The 17,525-nt window shown below is 68.2% G+C and carries 17 protein-coding genes; 13 read left to right on the forward strand and 4 right to left on the reverse strand.

From position 1 onward, the window contains the following. Positions 1 to 101 precede the first annotated feature (101 nt). The 5 genes from ACWF0M_RS04145 to ACWF0M_RS04165 all read left to right on the forward strand — a co-directional run bounded on the left by ACWF0M_RS04145 (position 102) and on the right by ACWF0M_RS04165 (position 7,318). Positions 102 to 2,354: a PQQ-dependent sugar dehydrogenase gene (locus ACWF0M_RS04145; RefSeq protein WP_452234138.1), complete on the forward strand. Its 2,253-nt coding sequence runs from the start codon at positions 102 to 104 to the stop codon at positions 2,352 to 2,354. Between the two features lie 49 nt (positions 2,355 to 2,403). After that, positions 2,404 to 2,532, forward strand: coding sequence for a hypothetical protein (locus ACWF0M_RS04150; RefSeq protein ID WP_452234139.1), 129 nt, complete (start codon positions 2,404 to 2,406; stop codon positions 2,530 to 2,532). Between the two features lie 327 nt (positions 2,533 to 2,859). Then, positions 2,860 to 3,279, forward strand: coding sequence for an iron chaperone (locus ACWF0M_RS04155; RefSeq protein WP_452234140.1), 420 nt, complete (start codon positions 2,860 to 2,862; stop codon positions 3,277 to 3,279). Positions 3,280 to 3,288: 9 nt separating this feature from the next. Next, positions 3,289 to 4,167, forward strand: a complete 879-nt coding sequence (locus ACWF0M_RS04160) for an alpha/beta hydrolase (protein ID WP_452234141.1) — start codon at positions 3,289 to 3,291, stop codon at positions 4,165 to 4,167. Positions 4,168 to 4,195: 28 nt separating this feature from the next. Then, complete coding sequence (locus tag ACWF0M_RS04165) at positions 4,196 to 7,318, forward strand: BTAD domain-containing putative transcriptional regulator (RefSeq protein ID WP_452234142.1); 3,123 nt, start codon at positions 4,196 to 4,198, stop codon at positions 7,316 to 7,318. On the opposite strand, the gene ACWF0M_RS04170 is transcribed toward ACWF0M_RS04165, so the two are convergent. Further along, positions 7,302 to 8,045: an ABC transporter permease gene (locus ACWF0M_RS04170; RefSeq protein WP_452234143.1), complete on the reverse strand. Its 744-nt coding sequence runs from the start codon at positions 8,043 to 8,045 to the stop codon at positions 7,302 to 7,304. The genes ACWF0M_RS04165 and ACWF0M_RS04170 overlap by 17 nt on opposite strands. Beyond that, positions 8,042 to 8,977, reverse strand: coding sequence for an ATP-binding cassette domain-containing protein (locus ACWF0M_RS04175; protein WP_452234144.1), 936 nt, complete (start codon positions 8,975 to 8,977; stop codon positions 8,042 to 8,044). Before ACWF0M_RS04175 ends, ACWF0M_RS04170 begins: the two co-directional genes overlap by 4 nt. 129 nt (positions 8,978 to 9,106) lie before the next feature. Here ACWF0M_RS04175 and ACWF0M_RS04180 point away from each other — a divergent pair, with 129 nt between their 5' ends. After that, entirely contained in the window at positions 9,107 to 9,781 is a 675-nt protein-coding gene (locus ACWF0M_RS04180; RefSeq protein WP_452234145.1) for a DUF4097 family beta strand repeat-containing protein, read from the forward strand. 243 nt (positions 9,782 to 10,024) lie between these two features. After that, on the forward strand, positions 10,025 to 10,672 hold the full coding sequence (locus ACWF0M_RS04185; RefSeq protein ID WP_452234146.1) for a dihydrofolate reductase family protein: 648 nt from the start codon (positions 10,025 to 10,027) through the stop codon (positions 10,670 to 10,672). Here the strand turns inward: ACWF0M_RS04185 and ACWF0M_RS04190 are convergent, their stop codons facing one another. Both ACWF0M_RS04190 and ACWF0M_RS04195 read right to left on the reverse strand, forming a co-directional pair. Continuing rightward, on the reverse strand, positions 10,673 to 11,797 hold the full coding sequence (locus ACWF0M_RS04190) for a sensor histidine kinase (protein ID WP_452234147.1): 1,125 nt from the start codon (positions 11,795 to 11,797) through the stop codon (positions 10,673 to 10,675). Beyond that, positions 11,790 to 12,467 (reverse strand): response regulator transcription factor, encoded by a 678-nt coding sequence (locus ACWF0M_RS04195; RefSeq protein ID WP_452234148.1) that lies wholly within the window; start codon positions 12,465 to 12,467, stop codon positions 11,790 to 11,792. The genes ACWF0M_RS04190 and ACWF0M_RS04195 overlap by 8 nt, the downstream gene beginning before the upstream one ends. Before the next feature lie 87 nt (positions 12,468 to 12,554). Between ACWF0M_RS04195 and ACWF0M_RS04200 the strand changes: the two genes are divergently transcribed. From ACWF0M_RS04200 to ACWF0M_RS04225, 6 genes are all read left to right on the forward strand, one after another. After that, positions 12,555 to 13,139, forward strand: a complete 585-nt coding sequence (locus ACWF0M_RS04200) for a M15 family metallopeptidase (protein ID WP_452234149.1) — start codon at positions 12,555 to 12,557, stop codon at positions 13,137 to 13,139. Continuing rightward, positions 13,136 to 14,266, forward strand: coding sequence for a lipid II:glycine glycyltransferase FemX (locus ACWF0M_RS04205; protein WP_452234150.1), 1,131 nt, complete (start codon positions 13,136 to 13,138; stop codon positions 14,264 to 14,266). The genes ACWF0M_RS04200 and ACWF0M_RS04205 overlap by 4 nt, the downstream gene beginning before the upstream one ends. Positions 14,267 to 14,336: 70 nt before the next feature. Next, complete coding sequence (locus ACWF0M_RS04210) at positions 14,337 to 15,332, forward strand: D-isomer specific 2-hydroxyacid dehydrogenase family protein (protein ID WP_452234151.1); 996 nt, start codon at positions 14,337 to 14,339, stop codon at positions 15,330 to 15,332. Further along, on the forward strand, positions 15,325 to 16,386 hold the full coding sequence (vanA, locus tag ACWF0M_RS04215) for a D-alanine--(R)-lactate ligase (RefSeq protein WP_452234152.1): 1,062 nt from the start codon (positions 15,325 to 15,327) through the stop codon (positions 16,384 to 16,386). The genes ACWF0M_RS04210 and vanA overlap by 8 nt, the downstream gene beginning before the upstream one ends. After that, positions 16,383 to 16,991, forward strand: coding sequence for a D-Ala-D-Ala dipeptidase VanX (vanX, locus tag ACWF0M_RS04220; protein ID WP_452234153.1), 609 nt, complete (start codon positions 16,383 to 16,385; stop codon positions 16,989 to 16,991). Before vanA ends, vanX begins: the two co-directional genes overlap by 4 nt. Beyond that, positions 16,991 to 17,419, forward strand: coding sequence for a GNAT family N-acetyltransferase (locus tag ACWF0M_RS04225; RefSeq protein ID WP_452234154.1), 429 nt, complete (start codon positions 16,991 to 16,993; stop codon positions 17,417 to 17,419). Before vanX ends, ACWF0M_RS04225 begins: the two co-directional genes overlap by 1 nt. Positions 17,420 to 17,525 lie beyond the last annotated feature (106 nt).

The raw sequence follows: 17,525 nt of genomic DNA on the forward strand, positions 1-17,525 counted from the left end.
CTGAGCCTGCGGACAGCGCGCGGAGGGGTCTGAGGCGCTGGGAAGTGGGGGACGAGATGTGGGGTCTTGGTAGGACCGCGCGCGGGCGCGGACGGATCGGCATGGCGGCCGCGATGCTCCTGGTCGCCGCAGTACTCAGTCAAGGCGCGGCGCAGGCGGAGACGTTGCCCACCGGGTTCCGTGACTCGGTTGTCCTGAGTGGACTGACGAACCCGACGGTGCTGCAGTTCGCGCCGGACGGGCGGATCGTCGTCGGTCAGAAGAACGGCGTGATCAAGATCTTCCAGAGCCTCACGGACACCAGTCCGGTCACCGTCGCGGACCTGTCGCTTCAGGTCGACGACTACTGGGACCGCGGTCTGCTCGGTCTCGCCGTACCACCCAACTTCCCCGCCGATCCGTACATCTACGTGCTCTATGCGTACGACGCCGCGATCGGCGGAACCGCCCCGCGGTGGAACGACGCCTGCCCGACACCGCCCGGCCCGACCACGGACGGCTGCCTCGTGTCGGCGCGGCTGTCCCGGCTGCAGATCAGCGGCAACGTCATGACCGGCTCCGAGCAGGTACTGATCAACGACTGGTGCCAGCAGTTCCCCAGCCACTCGATCGGCACGCTGCTCTTCGGGCGCGACGGCTACCTCTACGTCAGTGGCGGCGACGGCGCCAGCTTCAACAACGTCGACTACGGCCAGTACGGCGCGAACTACGCGGGCGATCAGGCGAACCCGTGCGGTGATCCGCCGGGCTCGGTCGGTACCGCGCTGACGGCACCGAACGCGCAAGGTGGTGCGCTGCGCAGTCAGAGCGTCCGCCGTCCGAGCGGTCCGGCCACGCTGGACGGCGCGGTTCTGCGCGTCGACCCCAGCACGGGAGCCGGCGTACCCGGCAACCCGTTCTTCTCCTCGACGGATCCGAACGCCCGGCGGATCGTTGCCTACGGCGTACGTAATCCGTTCCGGATCACGCAGCGCCCGGGAACCGACGAACTGTGGATCGGCGACGTCGGGTGGAACACGTGGGAAGAGATCAATCGCGTGGTGTCCCCGGCGACCGCCAGCAACTTCGGCTGGCCGTGCTACGAGGGGACGGCGATCCAGGGCGGGTACCAGGGTGCCGGGTTGTCGTCGTGCTCGTCGCTGTACTCGGCACCCGGTTCGGTCGTCGCGCCGTACTACACCTACAACCACAGCGCCTGCGTCGTGAACTACACCGGTTGCCACACCGGCGGTTCGTCGATCACCGGGATCGCGTTCTACCAGGGTGGGTCGTATCCGTCCGAGTACAACGGCGCGCTGTTCTTCGCCGACCACTCGCGGAACGAGATCTGGGCGATGCTGCCCGGGACGAACGGTCTGCCCGATCCGGCCAGGCTGCAGTCGTTCGTCGGTGTCGACTCGACGGGTGGTGCCGCCGGCCATCCGGTGGACCTGAAGATCGGTCCGGGCGGCGACCTGTTCTACGTCGACATGGACAGTGGCGCCGTACATCGCATCACGTTCACGGCCGCCAACCAGCCGCCGACGGCGTCGTTCACGGCAACGCCGTCCAGTGGGGCCGTCCCGCTGACGGTGAACTTCAACGGCACCGCGTCCACAGACCCCGAGGGCGGGCCGCTCAGCTACTCGTGGGATCTCAACGGTGACGGCACGTACGGCGACGCGAGCGGCGCGACGGCGACGTACAGCTATGGCTCAGCGGGGGTCTACCACCCGAGCCTCCGCGTGACGGACAACCAGGGAGCGACGGACACGACGTCGGTCACGGTCACGGCCGGCAACACGGCACCGACGGCCGTGATCGACTCGCCCGCTCCGAGCCTGACCTGGAAGGTGGGTGACCAGATCGGCTTCACCGGCCACGCGACCGATCCACAGGACGGGCCGTTGCCCGCGTCCGCGCTGAGCTGGAAGTTGATCCTGCATCACTGCATCACACCGTCCGACTGCCACGCGCACGAACTGCAGACGTTCAGCGGTACGTCGGGGACCTTCGCGGCACCCGACCACGCCTATCCGTGCTGGCTCGAACTCGCACTCACCGCGACCGATTCCGGAGGCCTGTCCTCGACGACGTCGGTCCGGCTCGACCCGCGAACCGTCGTACTCACGTTCCGAACCAACCCCGGCGGGCTCACCCTGACCAACCTGGTAGTCAACGAGGCACCCCGCTCGACCCCGTTCTCCGTCACCGTCGTAGTCGGCTCGGCGAACTCGGTCAGCGCCCCGTCGCCCCAGCAGTTCAACAAGTTCACGTACAACTTCACGTCGTGGTCAGACGGAGGCCCGCAGAACCACACCATCACCGCGCCGGCGGTGAACACCACCTACACCGCCGCCTACCGCAAACGCTGATTGTCGGATCGCTCCTCTAGCGTCCTGGCCCGCAGGAGGAGGTACGACGATGCTCAGAGGACGATCCGCGAAGGGGCACTGGTTCGGGACGGTGATCGACGCACCGGACCCGCAGGCGCTCTTGGCGGGCTATGCCTTCCGGGACTGGGGAGCGCTACCCACCAGAGGTGGGCCGTAGAACTCCCCGGCTTCTCAGATCCCGGGTCCCGTCCGAGACCGCGGAGGGATTTGCATGCCCACGGCGGTAAATCCCGCCAGGTTCTCCCCGGCTCCACGGCCGGGGACGACCCTGCGGCACGCCCGCACCGGCAGGCGAGAGCCGGCGACGCCTCACCCCGCCGGATGCGATCGCCCACCTGACCGGATGGCGCCCCCGATTCGTGACAGCACGGAACGTGACCGTCGTCACTCGGGTGGATCGATCAGTTTTCGAGAAGCGGGGGGTGGGTGCGGGCTTCTAGTGTTTGGGGTGTTGGAGACGGCAACCAAAACAAGGGAGAGTCCGATGGCCACCACGAAGAAGTCGTACGACGGGTTCAGCGAGGCCGAGCGGGGCGCGATGAAGGAGCACGCGAAGGAGCTGAAGAGCAAGGAGGACCCGGCGGCGGCGCAGGCGGCGAAGATCGCGACGATGGCGGACGCCGACCGCGAGATCGCCGAGCGGCTGAACGAGCTGATCCCGCAGATCGCGCCGGAACTGACGCCGAAGCTCTGGTACGGGATGCCCGGCTGGGCGAGGAACGGCAAGATCGTCTGCTTCTTCCAGGACGCCGCCAAGTTCAAGTACCGCTACTCCACCGTCGGGTTCCAGGACTCCGCCAACCTCGACGACGGCGACATGTGGCCGACGTCGTACGCCGTCACGAAGCTGACGCCGGCCGTCGAGAAGCAGCTCATCGCCCTGATCAAGCAGGCCATCAGCTAGCCTCCGCAGATGCTCAACGGCCCGCCTGATCGTGTACTTGTCGCGTTCGATGCGCTCGCCGGCGGGGGTGTTGCCCGGCGCGGGCTCGATCGGGGCGGTCGGGTGGTGCGGTGGGTCGAGGGTGGGAGCGGTACGTCGGTAGTGCTCGAGGCGGGGGCGATGTCGCCGGTGGCCGGCTTCGCGGCGGTGTTCAAAGGGCTCGTCGCGGAGCATCGCGTGATCGCGTACGACCGGGCCGGCTACGGCGCCAGCGATCCCGCTCCGCTGAGTCTGGACGGTCAGCTCGACGACCTGATCGCCGTACTCGAAGAAGCCGGACCGTCCGTGATCGTCGGCCACAGCTGGGGAGGGCTGCTCGCGCAGCTCGCCACCTGGGCGCGGCCCGATCTGGTCACGGGCCTGGTGCTTCTCGACCCGTCACACGAGCTCTTCTGGACCGACACCGAGCCGGCCGAACACCCGGACCGGACCAGGCCAACAACGGACGACCCGCGCTACCAGGACGTCCTCGATTTCGGCCGCGACCTGGCCCAGGACGTCGCCCGCAGCGTCGACGCCGACCCGCACCTGCTGGTCGACGCCTGCCTCTCCTATCTGGAGACCGACGAGCAGCTCTTCACCTACTTCGGCGAGTTTCCGATGATCCTCGACCACGTCGACGACCTGACGGCCCGCCGTACGCAGGCGGTCTGGCCGGAGATCCCCGTCGTACTCCTCACTGCCACCAAAGGCCGGCCGCCTGAGCTCACTCCCCGGGTGATTGCGGTGCAGCGGCAGGCGACCAGCCAGTGGAACGGACGGCATGAGGTGGTGGTGGACTCGGGGCACTACGTGCACATCGACCGTCCGGACTTGGTGATTGCGTGCGTGGGGGAAGTCGCTGGGTGAGGGCTGGGGCCGTGGCAAGATCTGCGGGGTGCAGATTGGGATGTTGGGGCCGTTCGAGGTGCGTTCGGGCGACGGGAGGATCGTCGACGTACCAGGGGCGCGGTTGCGTGGGCTGTTGATTGTGCTTGCGCTCGACGCCGGGCGGGTGGTCCCGAAGGCCACGTTGGTGGACTGGATCTGGGGTGAGCAGCCGCCGGCGGACGCCGCGAACGCCCTGCAGCGGTTGGTGTCGCGGCTGCGGAAGGTGCTCCCGGACGGTTCGGTCGAGGGCCACACGGACGGTTACCGGCTGCAGATCGATCCCGACGCCGTGGACGCCGTACGGTTCGAGCGTCTCCTCACCCGCGCCCGTACCGACCAGGACCCGCAAGGCGTCCGGCTGCTGCGTGAGGCGCTCGCGCTGTGGCGGGGAGCGGCGATGCAGGACGTCGGGCTGACCGAGAGCGGCGCGTTCGACGCGGCCGTGACCCGGCTCGACGGGCTCCGCCTGGCTGCGATGGAGGACCGGTACGACGCCGAGATCACCCTCGGTCACGGCGCGGATCTCGTCACCGAGTTGACCGACCTGGTCGCCGCCCATCCGGTCCGCGAACGCCTCGTCGCCGCCCTGATGCGCGCCCTGGTCGCCTCCGGTCGCGACACCGAGGCGCTCCGCGTGTACGAGCGCACCCGCGAAACCCTCGCCGACGAGCTCGGCGTCGACCCCTCGCCGGAGTTGTCCGCCCTGCACGTCGCCCTCCTCCGCGGCGAGCTGGTACGCCGGGACGAGAAGCGGAACACGAACCTCCGCGAAGAACTCACGACGTACGTCGGCAAGGACGCGGACATCGCCACCGTCCGCGAAATGATCGCCGGACACCGCCTGACCACGCTGATCGGACCGGGCGGATCGGGCAAGACCAGGCTCGCCACCGAGACCGCGCGCACCGTTCTGAAAGACCTGCCGGACGGCGTCTGGATGGTCGAGCTCGCGGCGATCGTTGCCGACGGCGACGTGGCGCAGGCGACGCTCGGCGCGCTCGCGCTGCGGGACGCGTTGCTCGGCGACGTACCGGATGCGGACCCGACGGACCGGGTGATCGCCGCGGTCCGCGAGCGGTCGACGCTGCTGATCCTGGACAACTGCGAGCACGTGATCGAGTCCGCGGCGACGTTCGCGCACCGGGTCCTCGGCGAATGCCCACGGCTGCGGATCCTCGCGACCAGCCGGGAACCGCTCGGCATCACGGGCGAGGCGCTCTGGCCGGTCGCACCGCTAGCGCTCCCCACAGACAACGGCGAGATCGACTCGTCACCGGCCGTCCGCCTGCTACAGGACCGCGCGCGAGCCGTCCGCGCGGATCTCGCCTTGGATCCGGAGACGATGGCCCGCATCTGCCGTGCGCTCGACGGTATGCCGCTGGCGATCGAGCTGGCCGCGGCGCGGTTGCGCACGATGTCGCTAGATCAGCTCGCGAACCGCCTCGACGACCGGTTCCGCCTGTTGACCGGCGGCAGTCGTACGGCGCTCCCCCGCCACCGCACGCTGCGCGCAGTGGTCGACTGGAGTTGGGAGCTGCTGTCCGACGCCGAGCGGTCCGTCCTGCGCAGGCTCTCGGTGTTCGCCGGCGGTGCGAGCCTCGAGGCGGCCGAACAGGTCTGTGCGGGTGGTGAGGTCGAGTCGTGGGAGGTGCTCGACCTGCTGACTGCGTTGACCGAGAAGTCGCTGGTGGTCACGAAGGACGAGGGCGCACCGCGGTACCGGCTGCTCGGGACGATCAAGGAGTACGCCCAGCAACGTCTCGACGAAGTGGGCGAGACCGACCTGACCCGCCGTACCCATCTCGCCTACTTCACCGAGCTGGCCGAGACCGCGGACCCGCACCTGCGCCGCACCGAGCAGCTCGAATGGCTGGCCATCGTCGAAGGCGAGCACGACAACATCGGCGCCGCGATGCGGGCGGCGCTGGCGGCCGGTGATGCGGAGGGCTCGATGCGGCTCGCCGCGGCCGCCGGGTGGTACTGGTGGTTCGCCGGGCACAAGGTCGAGGGCAGCGAGTTCCTGATCGCGACGCCCGCGGTCCCGGGCGAGGTCTCCGACGAGATCCGCGCGGTCGTGTACGCGTTCGTCACCGGATTCATGACGTCGGGGCGCGGGCGCGACGAGAGCAACGCCGAGGAGTGGATCCGCAAGGCCGCGGATGTCAGCCGGCGGATCAAGAGTCCGCATCCGGCGGTGACGATGTCGGAAGCACTCGAGCGCCTGCTGGAAGGGCCGTCCGCGTTCGTGTCCGCCTTCGAACCACTGCTGACCGACGAAGACCCTTGGGTACGGGCGCTTGCGCGTTTGCAGACCGGCAAGATGCGGATCATGCTCGGCGACGGCGACCTGGATGCGGACGTGGCGCTCGAGACCGCGCTCGGCGAGTTCCGGGCGATCGGCGAGCGCTGGGGGATGTCGTTCGCGCTGACCGAACTGGCGGACCGGGTCGCCGTACGCGGGGAGTTCGCCGACGCGTGCGAGTACTACGAGCAGGCGATCGCGGTCGCCGCGGAGGTCGGGGCCACCGAGGACGTCGTACGGATGCGGTCGCGGCAGGCCCAGCTGTACTGGCTCGCGGACGACCACGAGGCGAGCGCGACCGCGATGGCGGAGGCCGTGCACCAGGCAGATCGCGTCGCGTGGCCCGAGGCTCTGGTCGAGCTGGCGTTGTGCAAGGCGGAGCTCGCGCGCTGGAGCGGCGACCTCGAGGAGGCGCGCCGGCAACTCGACCTCGCGACGACCATGCTGGGCCACGAGGCGGAGCGGGCGAACCTGCGCGCGCTGATCCAGGACGTACTCGGCTACCTGGCCACGGATCTCGACCAGGCCTGGCAGCACCGCAGCGCGGCGTTCCAGGCGGCGATCGAGAGCGGGCACATCCCCGCGATCGCCCAGATGCTCGTCGGCGTCGCGGATCTGGCGTTGCGCACCGATCAGGACGAGCAGGCCGCGCGGCTGCTCGCCGCGAGTGCCGTCGTACGCGGACTGCCCGACCGGTCCAACCCCGATGTCGCCAAGGTGGAGCGGGAAACGCGCCGCCGCCTCGGTGACGCGAAGTTCACCGAGGCGACGGAAGAGGGCCGGCAGGCGAGCTGGCGAGAGCTCGTCGAGGTCACGCTCGCTTCTTGAACGTCGAGGTCGCCCAGACGTACCCGACCACGGCGATCCCGAGGCACCAGGCGAACGCGGCGATCAGGTCGCCGGTCTGCGGCGAACCGTTCAGCAGACCGCGCAGCGATTCGATGATCGGCGTGAACGGCTGGTACTGCGCGAACTGCTTCACACCGGGACCCATCTTGTCGGCCGGCACGATCGCGCTGCTGAAGAACGGCAGCATCACCAGCGGCACCGAGGCCAGGCCCGCGGTCTCCGGGGTCTTCGCGAACAGGCCGAGGGCAACGGTCAGCCAGCCGGTCGCGATCCCGAGCAGTACGACGAGACCGATCACGCCGAGCCACTGCGCGAAGCTCGCCGACGGGTCGAAGCCGAGCGCGAACGCGACCCCGATGATCGCGGCGATCGCGATCAGATTGGTCATCACGCTGGCGATCACGTGCCCGGTCAGGACCGCGCCGCGCGGCACGTCCATCACCTTGAAGCGGTTGATGATGCCCTTGGTCATGTCGGAGTTCACGGCCGTCGCCACGGCGCCGAGCCCGTAGCAGACCGCCAGCAGGAGCATGCCGGGGGTCGCGTAGTCGACGTACGGGACGCCGACGCTGAACGCGTCGCCGAGCATGTAGACGAACATCAGCATCACCACGACCGGCATCAGGACGGCGTTGAAGACCGACGTCGGGTTCCGCGCGATGTGCTTGAGGTTACGGCGCAGCATCACGATCGAGGGGTTCTTCATTTCGCGACTACCTCCGCGGTGTCGTGGCCGGTCAGGGCGAGGAATACGTCATCGAGGTCAGGGGTGTTGACGGAGAACTCGTCGGCGTCGAGCGAGTACTCGTCGAGCCGGTCGAGCAGCGTGCGGACCGACTGGGTGCCGCCGTCGCTGGGGACCCGCAGGGCCAGCGCGTCGTCGTCCCGGGTCGAGTCGGGCAGGATCCGGGCGGCCGTGTCGAGGTCCTCGAGCGAGCCGAACCGGAACCGGACGTGGGTACCGGGGATCTGCCGCTTCAGCTCCTCCGGGGTGCCCTGGGCAACCAAACGGCCCTTGTCGAGTACGGCGATCTGGTCAGCGAGCTGGTCGGCCTCGTCGAGGTACTGCGTGGTGAGGAAGATGGTCACGCCGTCGGCGAGCAGTTCGCGGATGATCGTCCACATGGTGCGCCGGCTGCGCGGGTCGAGGCCCGTCGTCGGCTCGTCGAGGAAGATGATCTGCGGGTTGCCGACCAGGGTCATCGCCAGGTCGAGCTTGCGCCGCATGCCGCCGGAGTACGTCGCCGCGGCCTTGTCCGCCGCCTCCGCCAGGTCGAAGCGCTCCAGCAGCCCGCCGACGATCTCGTGACCCGCGCCCGGGCTCAGGTCGACCATCAGCTGGAGGTTCTCGCGGCCGGTCAGCAGCTCGTCCACGGCCGCGAACTGGCCGGTGACCCCGATCGCGGACCGGACCGCCTTGGCCTCGGTCGCGACGTCGTGCCCGGCCACCCGGACCGTACCGCCGTCGGCCTTCGTCAACGTGGTCAGCACGTTTACCGTGGTCGTCTTACCGGCCCCGTTCGGGCCGAGCAGGGAGAAGACGGTGCCCGCGGGGACGTCGAGGTCGATCCCGTCGAGCACGATCTTGTCGCCGAATGTCTTGCGCAGTCCTGTGACCGCGATCGCCGAAGTTGTCATGGGAAAACCTTCGGCGGGCGTCCTGACACCGACCTGACACGCCGCCTACACGGTGTCAGCGGCCGGCACAGTGCCTTGTCAGCACGCTCGGCCAGTGTGGTCGTCACCGACACACCGAGGAGCGATCAGATGTCCACCTTCAGCACCCCCGCACCCATCTCCGCCGCCGTCGACATCATCTTCGGCGACATCACCGTCCGGGCGACCGACCGTACAAACACCGTCGTCGAGGTCCGACCGGTCGACCCGGCCTGGGACCTGGATGTGAAGGCCGCCGAGCAGGTCGTCATCGAGTTCACCGACGGAAAACTGCAGGTCAAGCACCCGAAGCTGCGGTCCATCTTCAGCAAACGGTACGGCGCGGTCGAGGTACTGATCGAGCTGCCGACCGGCTCCGACCTCCAGGGGTACACCGCCAAGGGCGAGTACGTCGTCGAGGGCGAAGTCGGCTCGTGCGAGCTGAAGACCGCCAACGGCGACATCCGGGTCGCCAAGGTGGCCGGCACCCTGCGCGCCAAGTCGGCCACCGGCCACATCACCGTCGAGGCGGCCGGCGCCGAGGTCAACGCGCGGACCGCGAACGGCGACATCCGCGTCGGCGCCCTCGGCACCGGCACCCTCGACCTCTACACCGCCACCGGCGAGGTCGCGGTCGGCGTCCCCGCGGGCACCGCGGCCGCCCTCGACGCGCACACCTCGATCGGCCGGGTGTTCAACGACCTGGAGTCCGACGAGAACGCCGCCCGCACCGTCGCCGTCCGCGCCCGCACCGACGGCGGCAACATCACCCTCCGCCGCGCGTGACCTCGGGATCCCCAGGCCATCACAATTGACCGCCACGACCCGCCCCCAGCGCACCCGTCGCCGGCGTCCACCAATTGTGATGGCCTGGCCGTCCGCGTCAGCTCACGCCGCCCACCTCCGTCATCCGCCTGGCACGCCGCTGCCGGGTCAAGACAGCGGCGGCCTGATGTCAAGGGCGGTCCGGTGGTTCCGACCTTCAGGTGAGGGCGCCGGGAGGCGGCGCCGGAACGAAGGAGCATTGCGATGTCCGCAGTCCGTGTTCACAACCTCGCGATCTCGCTCGACGGCTTCGCCACCGGGGAGGGGCAGTCCCTCGAGGCGCCGTTCGGGCACGCCGGCGAGCGGCTGCACGAGTGGTTCGTCGGCACCCGGTTCTTCCACGCTGGGGACGGCAAGCCGGGTGGCACCCTCGGCACCGACAACACGTTCGCCGAGCGGCACGACCCGGGGATCGGTGCCGAGATCATGGGCGCCGGGAAGTTCGGCCCGCCCGGATGGCAGGACGACCCGGAGTGGAAGGGCTGGTGGGGCCCGAACCCGCCGTTCCACACGCCGGTGTTCGTACTCACCCACCGCCCGCGCGCGTCGATCGAGATGGAGGGCGGTACGACGTTCCACTTCGTCGACACCACTCCGAGCGAGGTCGTCGAGCAGGCCCGTGCCGCGGCGAACGGCGGCGACATCCGGGTCGGCGGCGGGCCTACCGTCGTACGCGAGTTCTTCGCCGAAGGTCTGATCGACTACGCGCACATCGCCCAGGTCCCGATCCTGCTGGGCCGCGGCGTCCGGCTGTGGGACGGCCTGGAGGCGCTCGAGGACAAGTACGACATCGAGGCCGTCTCGAGCCCGAGCGGCATCACGCACCTGACCTTCACGACCAAGGCCGGCTGATCAGCTGTCCGGCCCCGCGGCGCCTCGGGTTCGTCGTATGCGGCTCGTCTCGGCCTTCCGCAGGGGCAGTTCGACGGTGACGCGCAGCCCGCCGCCGTCGCGGGGCGTGAGGGTGAGGGTTCCGTTGTGGGCCTGCGTGATGCTGTTGACGATGGCCAGGCCGAGCCCGACGCCCGCGTGGTCGGAGCGGGCCCGTTCGGCACCGCGCTGAAACGGCTCGACCAGCGTGGACACCAGGTGTGGGGTGAGTTTCTGGCCGGTGTTCTCGACGGTGAGCCGCACGGTCCGGGGACCGACTGCGGTCGTGACCCAGATGCTGCCCTGGTCCGGCAGGTTGTGGACGATCGCGTTGTGCACGAGGTTCGTCGTCAGCTGCAGCAGGAGCGAGCTCGACCCCATGGTCGGGGCCACCTCGCCAGAGGTCTCGATGGTGAGGCCGCGCTTCTCCGCGAGTGGGAGCAGCGTTTCGCTGGCCTCTTCCGCCAGCAGGGACAGGTCGACGGGTTCCCGGATGAAGGTCCGCTGGTTGGCGCGGCTGAGCAGGAGCAGCGCCTCGGTGAGGTCGATCGCCCGGGTGTTGACCAGGTGCAGGCGCTCGACGAGTTCGCCGGTGTCGCGGTTCAGGTCCTTGCGGGCCACGTCGAGCAGCGTCTGCGTGATCGCCAGCGGGGTACGCAGTTCGTGCGAGGCGTTCGCCGCGAACCGCTGCTGTTCGGCGTCGTGCGCCTCGATCCGGGCGAGCATGACGTCGAAGGCGTCGGCGAGCTCGCGGAACTCGTCGGTGCGGCCCTCCAGGTGAATACGGTGCGACAGCGAGCCGTTCGCGGCCAGGCGGGTCGCGTTGGTGATGCGAGTCAGCGGCGCGAGCATACTGCCGGCCAGAATCCATCCCCCGACAAGGCCGAAGACCAGCAGGAACGCCAGCATCATCGTCACCTTCGGGATGAAGGCACGCATCAGGTCGGAGCGATCGGGGGTGCGCATCGGGCCCATGGTCACGTCCGGCACGTAGCGCAGCAGGAACACCCACACGACCGCGAGCAACAACGCGCCCGCCACCATGATGAAGCCCGCATAACTGAGCGTCAGCTTGAGCCGAACGCTCAGCCCCGGCTCCCTATCCACGACCTTCAGCTCCCGTGTCGATGCGGTAGCCGGCGCCGGCCACGGTGGCGATCAGCCAAGGCTCACCGAGGCGTTTGCGCAGGGCCGACACAGTGATCCGTACGGCGTTGGTGAACGGGTCGGCGTTCTCGTCCCAGGCTCGCGCGAGGAGATCCTCGGCGCTGACCACACCGCCTTCGGCAGCGACCAGGACCTCGAGTACGGCGAATTGCTTCCGGGTGAGAGCGACGTACCGGCCGTCGCGGTAGACCTCGCGGCGGAACGGGTCCAGCCGCAGTCCCGCGATCTCCCACACCGGCGGCCTGTTGTGGGCGCGCCGGCGGTCGAGCGCCCGGAGCCGGAGCACCAGCTCCTGAAGTTCGAACGGCTTCGTCAGGTAGTCGTCGGCGCCGAGCTCGAACCCCGACGCCTTGTCGTCCATCCGGTCCGCCGCGGTCAGCATCAGGATCGGCATACCGCTGCCGGAGGCAACGATCCGCTTGGCGATCTCGTCACCGGACGGGCCGGGGATGTCGCGGTCGAGAACGGCGATGTCGTAGGTGTTGATGCTCAGCAGCTCCAGTGCGGCGTCCCCGTCACCGGCCACGTCGGCGGCGATCGCTTCGAGGCGCAGGCCGGCGCGGATGGCGTCCGCCATCTCAGGTTCGTCCTCGACGATCAGTACCCGCACAGCCTCGATGGTACGAGGCGTCACATATCGCCCGCATATCCAAAACCGGATACGCGCTGACAACACCCTCCTGTTTTGACTGGACACATGTCCGTCAGTGCACCGTCAACAGGCCGCCGTACCAAGTTCCGGGCGGCACTCGTCGTCGCCAACGTGGCGATCATCGGCGTGTTCATCCACCAGTCGCTCGCGTTCCCGTCGTTCCCGGCCGGATCCACGCTCGGCGAGACGGACGGCGCCGTACCCGACGGTGTCACGGTCTTCGACGACATCCCCGCGGTCGCCAACCTCGATCCGGCTCTGCTCGTTGCCCTGCGCAAGGCTGCGACGGATGCCGCGGACGACGGGGTCAAGTTCTTCGTCAACAGTGGCTGGCGTACGCCGGCGTACCAGCAACACCTGCTGCAGGAGGCGGTCTCGAAGTACGGCTCCGAGCGGGAAGCGGCCCGCTGGGTGGCTACCCCGACGACGTCGCCGCACGTATCGGGGCAGGCGATCGACATCGGGCGCTCCGATGCGACGGCGTGGCTGTCGAAGCATGGTTCCAGGTATGGGCTGTGCCAGATCTACGACAACGAGCCGTGGCACTACGAGCTGCGCCCGGAGGCCGTCACGCGCGGCTGCCCGCCCAGGTACGCCGACCCGACGCACGATCCGAGGATGCAGGGGTGACGCTGACCGTCGCGCCGATCAGCTCCGCCGAACACCTGTCGTTCGTGCGGGCTCAGCGTTCGGTGAGTTTTCTTCAGACGCCGGCGTGGGGACGGGTGAAGACCGAGTGGCGTAGTGAGTCGCTCGGCTGGTACGACGGCAGGCGGCTCGTCGGCGCCGGGCTCGTCCTGCACCGGCCGGTGCCGCGGCTCGAGCGCCATACGCTGGCCTATCTGCCCGAAGGGCCGTCCATCGACTGGACCGGCGATCTCGACAGGTGGCTCGACCCGTTGGCGGCGTACCTGAAGGCACAGGGTGCGTTCGCGATCCGGCTGGTTCCGCCGCTGCGCACTCATGTATGGACCGCTGCGCAGGTCAAGGCTGGTATCGCGGACCCAGAGATCGAGCGGCTCATGGGGGTGCGTGGCTCGAGCGTCGATCCGGTCGGGGCGCGGGTCGCAGGTTGGCTGCGCGACGCCGGGTGGCTGCCGCAGAGTCCGGAGGACGGGTTCGGGGCGGGGCAGCCGCAGTTCAAGTACGAGGTTCCGCTGGCCGGGCGGAGCGAGGACGACGTACTCGCGGGCATGAATCAGCTCTGGCGGCGCAACATCAAGAAGGCTGCCCGGGCCGGCGTCGAGGTCAGCGTCGGCTCGGATTTGAAGGCGTTTCACGACCTGTATGTGCATACCGCCGGGCGCGACCATTTCGTGCCGCGGCCGCTGCAGTACTTCGAGACGATGTTCGCTGCGATGAGCGCGGAGGATCCCGAGCGGATCAGGCTGTATTTGGCGCACCATCACGGGGATCTGGTCGCCGCTACGATCATGGTCCGCGTTGGTTTGTCTGCGTGGTACTCGTACGGCGCCTCCGCCACCGAGAAGCGAGAGGTGCGCGGGTCGAACGCGTGCCAGTGGGCGATGATCCGCGACGCGCTCGCGACCGGCTGCGACGTGTACGACCTCCGCGGTATCACCCCGACCCTCGACGTCGACGACCCGCACGTCGGACTGATCCAGTTCAAGGTCGGTGCCGGCGGCCAGGCGGTCCGGTACGTCGGCGAGTGGGATCTGCCGTTGCGACCGGTGATGTACCGGGCCTTCGACCTCTACATGAGGCGGCGCGAACACCTGAGAGGCAAGCGAAGATAGCGCGACATTTCGTCGGCATATCGAAAACCGCATACGGGCCGGCAACACCGCCTCATCTTGACTTGGAGGCATGACCTACAGCGAACCGGCCGCGACTGCGGTACGGGGCACCGTCACGGGCATCACCGTCTTCGGATGCGAGCCGGACGAGGCCGCCTTGTTCCGGGAGCTCGCGCCACGCTTCGGCATCGCTCCGATCATCACGTCAGCGGCAGTCGCCGAGGATGTTATTGAACTGGCCCTCGGCAGCCGATGCATCAGCGTCGGCCACAAAACACGCGTCACGAACGCCACCCTGCTCGCCCTCAGCCGGATCGGCGTCACGTACATCTCCACCAGAAGCGTCGGCTACAACCACATCGACGTCCGGTACGCCGAACGCGTCGGCATCTGTGTCGAGAACGTCGCGTACTCGCCCGACAGCGTGGCCGACTACACGATCATGCTGATGCTGATGGCGGTGCGGAACATGAAGTCCGTCCTCCGGCGCGCCGCCGTACACGACTATCGCTTGAGTGCCACCCGCGGGCGAGAACTGCGCGACCTCACCGTCGGCGTCGTCGGAACGGGTCGCATCGGCAGCGCGGTCGTCGACCGGCTGCGCGGTTTCGGCTGCCGGGTGCTTGCCTATGACAAGCATCCCGGAACACGTGTTCCGCTCGCCGAGCTACTGCTGCAGAGCGACATCGTGACGCTGCACACGCCACTTACCGCGGAAACCCATCATTTCCTGGATCGCCGGCGCATCGGTCAGCTGAAGCCCGGCGCGTTCGTGGTCAACACCGGACGCGGAGCACTCCTCGACACCGAGGCGCTGGCCGACGCCCTCGAAAGCGGCCGGTTGGGTGGCGCCGCACTCGACGTACTCGAAGGCGAGGAAGGAATCTTCTACGCCGACCGCCGCGGCGAACCCGTCGAGAGCGAACTGCTGCTGCGGTTGCAGCAACTGCCGAACGTGCTCATCAGTCCGCACACGGCCTACTACACCGACCACGCACTGAGCGACACGGTCGAGAACTCCATCCTCAATTGCCTGAACTTCGGAAGCAGGGAACACCATGGATAGGTTGAAGCTCGGCGTCCTCTTCGGGGGCATTTCCGAGGAGCACCACATCTCGGTCAAGTCCGCGCAGGAGATCGCGAAGAACCTCGACCTCGAGAAGTACGAGCCGTTCTACATCGGGATCACCGAGCGCGGCGCCTGGAAACTCTGCGACGGCCCGGGTCCGGACTGGGAGAACGGCAACTGCCGTCCGGTCGTGCTGTCGCCGGACAGCAGCGTGCAGGGTCTGCTGGTTCTCGAGTCCGATCGGATGGGTTCGCGGATCAGGCAGGGGCAGTACCGGACGATCAATCTGGATCTGGTGTTTCCGGTGCTGCACGGCAAGCGCGGCGAGGACGGTGTGATCCAGGGCTTGCTGGAGCTCTCGGGTATCCCCTACGTGGGCTGCGATGTGCAGAGTTCCGTGCAGTGCATCGACAAGTCCCTGACGTACACCGTCGCCCGCAACGCCGGCATCGCGACACCGAACTTCTGGATCGCCACGGCCGACCTCGATCCCGAGGAGCTCCCGTATCCCGTCTTCGTGAAGCCCGCCCGTTCGGGCTCGTCCTTCGGCGTCAACAAGGTGTCCAGCAGTTCGGAGCTGAGGGACGCGCTCGAAACCGCGGGCCAGTACGACTCGAAGGTGCTGATCGAAGAGGCCGTCATCGGCAGTGAGGTCGGCTGCGCAGTCCTGGGGAACGAACTGGAGCTGATGACTGGCGAGCTCGATCGCATCGCGCTGTCCCACGGCTTCTTCAAGATCCATCAGGAGGACTCCCCCGAGAGCGGTTCCGAAAACGCGACCTTCGTCGTTCCCGCCGATATCCCGGAGGAGTCGCGCGCGCTCATCAAGGAGACCGCGCAGGCCGTGTACCGCGCGTTGGGATGCGGCGGGCTGGCGCGCGTCGACATGTTCCTCACGACGGACGGGAGGGCGGTCCTCAACGAGGTCAACACCTTGCCCGGTATGACGTCGTACAGCCGTTATCCCAGGATGATGGCGGCGGCCGGCGTACCGCTCAGTGAAGTGATCGACCGGCTCGTGTCGGTGACCCTGACCGGGAAGCTCCAGTGAACGCTGACTTCGCCTTTGTGGACGAGGTGGCGTCGGGGATTCGGTGGGATTCCAAGTACGCCACGTGGGACAACTTCACCGGCAAACCCGTCGACGGCTATCTGGTGAATCGGATTGTCGGCACCAGAGCTCTGTGCTCGGCGCTGGATCAGGCCCGCGAGAAGGCGGAACCGCTCGGCTTCGGCCTCCTGCTGTGGGACGGCTATCGCCCACAGCGGGCCGTGGACAACTTCCTGCGCTGGGCGCGTCAACCTGAGGATCGGCGTACGAAACCGCGGCATTATCCGAACATCAGCCGTCTCGAGATGTTCGAAAAGGGCTACGTAGCAACGAAGTCCGGCCACAGCCGGGGCAGCACCGTCGACCTCACGCTGTACGACCTGTCGACCGGCGAACTGGCTCCGATGGGCGGCAACCACGACCTGATGGACTCGATCTCGCACCACGGCGCAACCGGCATCACCTCGCTCGAAGCCCTCAATCGCGGGCACCTGTGCTCGATCATGGAGTCCGCTGGTTTCAGCCGGTGCGACCACGAGTGGTGGCACTACACGCTGCTGGACGAGCCGTACCCGGACACGTACTTCGACTTCCCGATCGCCTGATGGACATCCGTCTCGCCCGCCGTACGGATGCTGTCGCCATCAACGAGTTGCTGGACGAACTGGGCTATCCGCAGTCCGATCCGGCCGCGACGGCGGCCCGCATCCAGACGTGGACCGACGACCCCGCCGGAGCGGTCTACGTCGCCGACACGGATCAGGGCCTGCTAGGCGTCATCGCCGTACACACCTGCCCCTTCTTCGAACGCGACGGCACCTGGGCCCGCATCGTAGCCCTCGCCGTCTCCTCCCCAGCCCGCCGCCAAGGCATCGGCTCCCACCTCATAGCCACCGCCAAAACCTTCGCCACCCGCCACGGCTGCCTACGCATAGAAGTCACCACCTCGGCCCACCGCCAACCCGCCCACACCTTCTACCAATCCCACAACTACACCATCACCCCCACCCGCTTCCTCCACCCCCTGCCCTAACCCCGAACCTGGGGCGGATTACCTACCCAATCCAGGAAGTAACCCTCCCCAACCACGCGCCACCGTGCTCCCACGGCAAGGCGGATCGGTGTCTGAAGCCCGACGA

The sequence above is a fragment of the Kribbella sp. NPDC055110 genome, assembly GCF_053607525.1.

Coding starts and splice junctions, on each gene's coding strand:
- ACWF0M_RS04210 (WP_452234151.1), top strand. CDS start 14,337: ATGACCTACAGCGAACCGGCCGCGACTGCGGTACGGGGCACCGTCACG.
- ACWF0M_RS04185 (WP_452234146.1), top strand. CDS start 10,025: ATGTCCGCAGTCCGTGTTCACAACCTCGCGATCTCGCTCGACGGCTTC.
- vanA (WP_452234152.1), top strand. CDS start 15,325: ATGGATAGGTTGAAGCTCGGCGTCCTCTTCGGGGGCATTTCCGAGGAG.
- ACWF0M_RS04160 (WP_452234141.1), top strand. CDS start 3,289: ATGCTCAACGGCCCGCCTGATCGTGTACTTGTCGCGTTCGATGCGCTC.
- ACWF0M_RS04225 (WP_452234154.1), top strand. CDS start 16,991: ATGGACATCCGTCTCGCCCGCCGTACGGATGCTGTCGCCATCAACGAG.
- ACWF0M_RS04200 (WP_452234149.1), top strand. CDS start 12,555: ATGTCCGTCAGTGCACCGTCAACAGGCCGCCGTACCAAGTTCCGGGCG.
- ACWF0M_RS04150 (WP_452234139.1), top strand. CDS start 2,404: ATGCTCAGAGGACGATCCGCGAAGGGGCACTGGTTCGGGACGGTGATC.
- ACWF0M_RS04155 (WP_452234140.1), top strand. CDS start 2,860: ATGGCCACCACGAAGAAGTCGTACGACGGGTTCAGCGAGGCCGAGCGG.
- ACWF0M_RS04170 (WP_452234143.1), bottom strand. CDS start 8,045: ATGAAGAACCCCTCGATCGTGATGCTGCGCCGTAACCTCAAGCACATC.
- ACWF0M_RS04175 (WP_452234144.1), bottom strand. CDS start 8,977: ATGACAACTTCGGCGATCGCGGTCACAGGACTGCGCAAGACATTCGGC.
- ACWF0M_RS04145 (WP_452234138.1), top strand. CDS start 102: ATGGCGGCCGCGATGCTCCTGGTCGCCGCAGTACTCAGTCAAGGCGCG.
- ACWF0M_RS04180 (WP_452234145.1), top strand. CDS start 9,107: ATGTCCACCTTCAGCACCCCCGCACCCATCTCCGCCGCCGTCGACATC.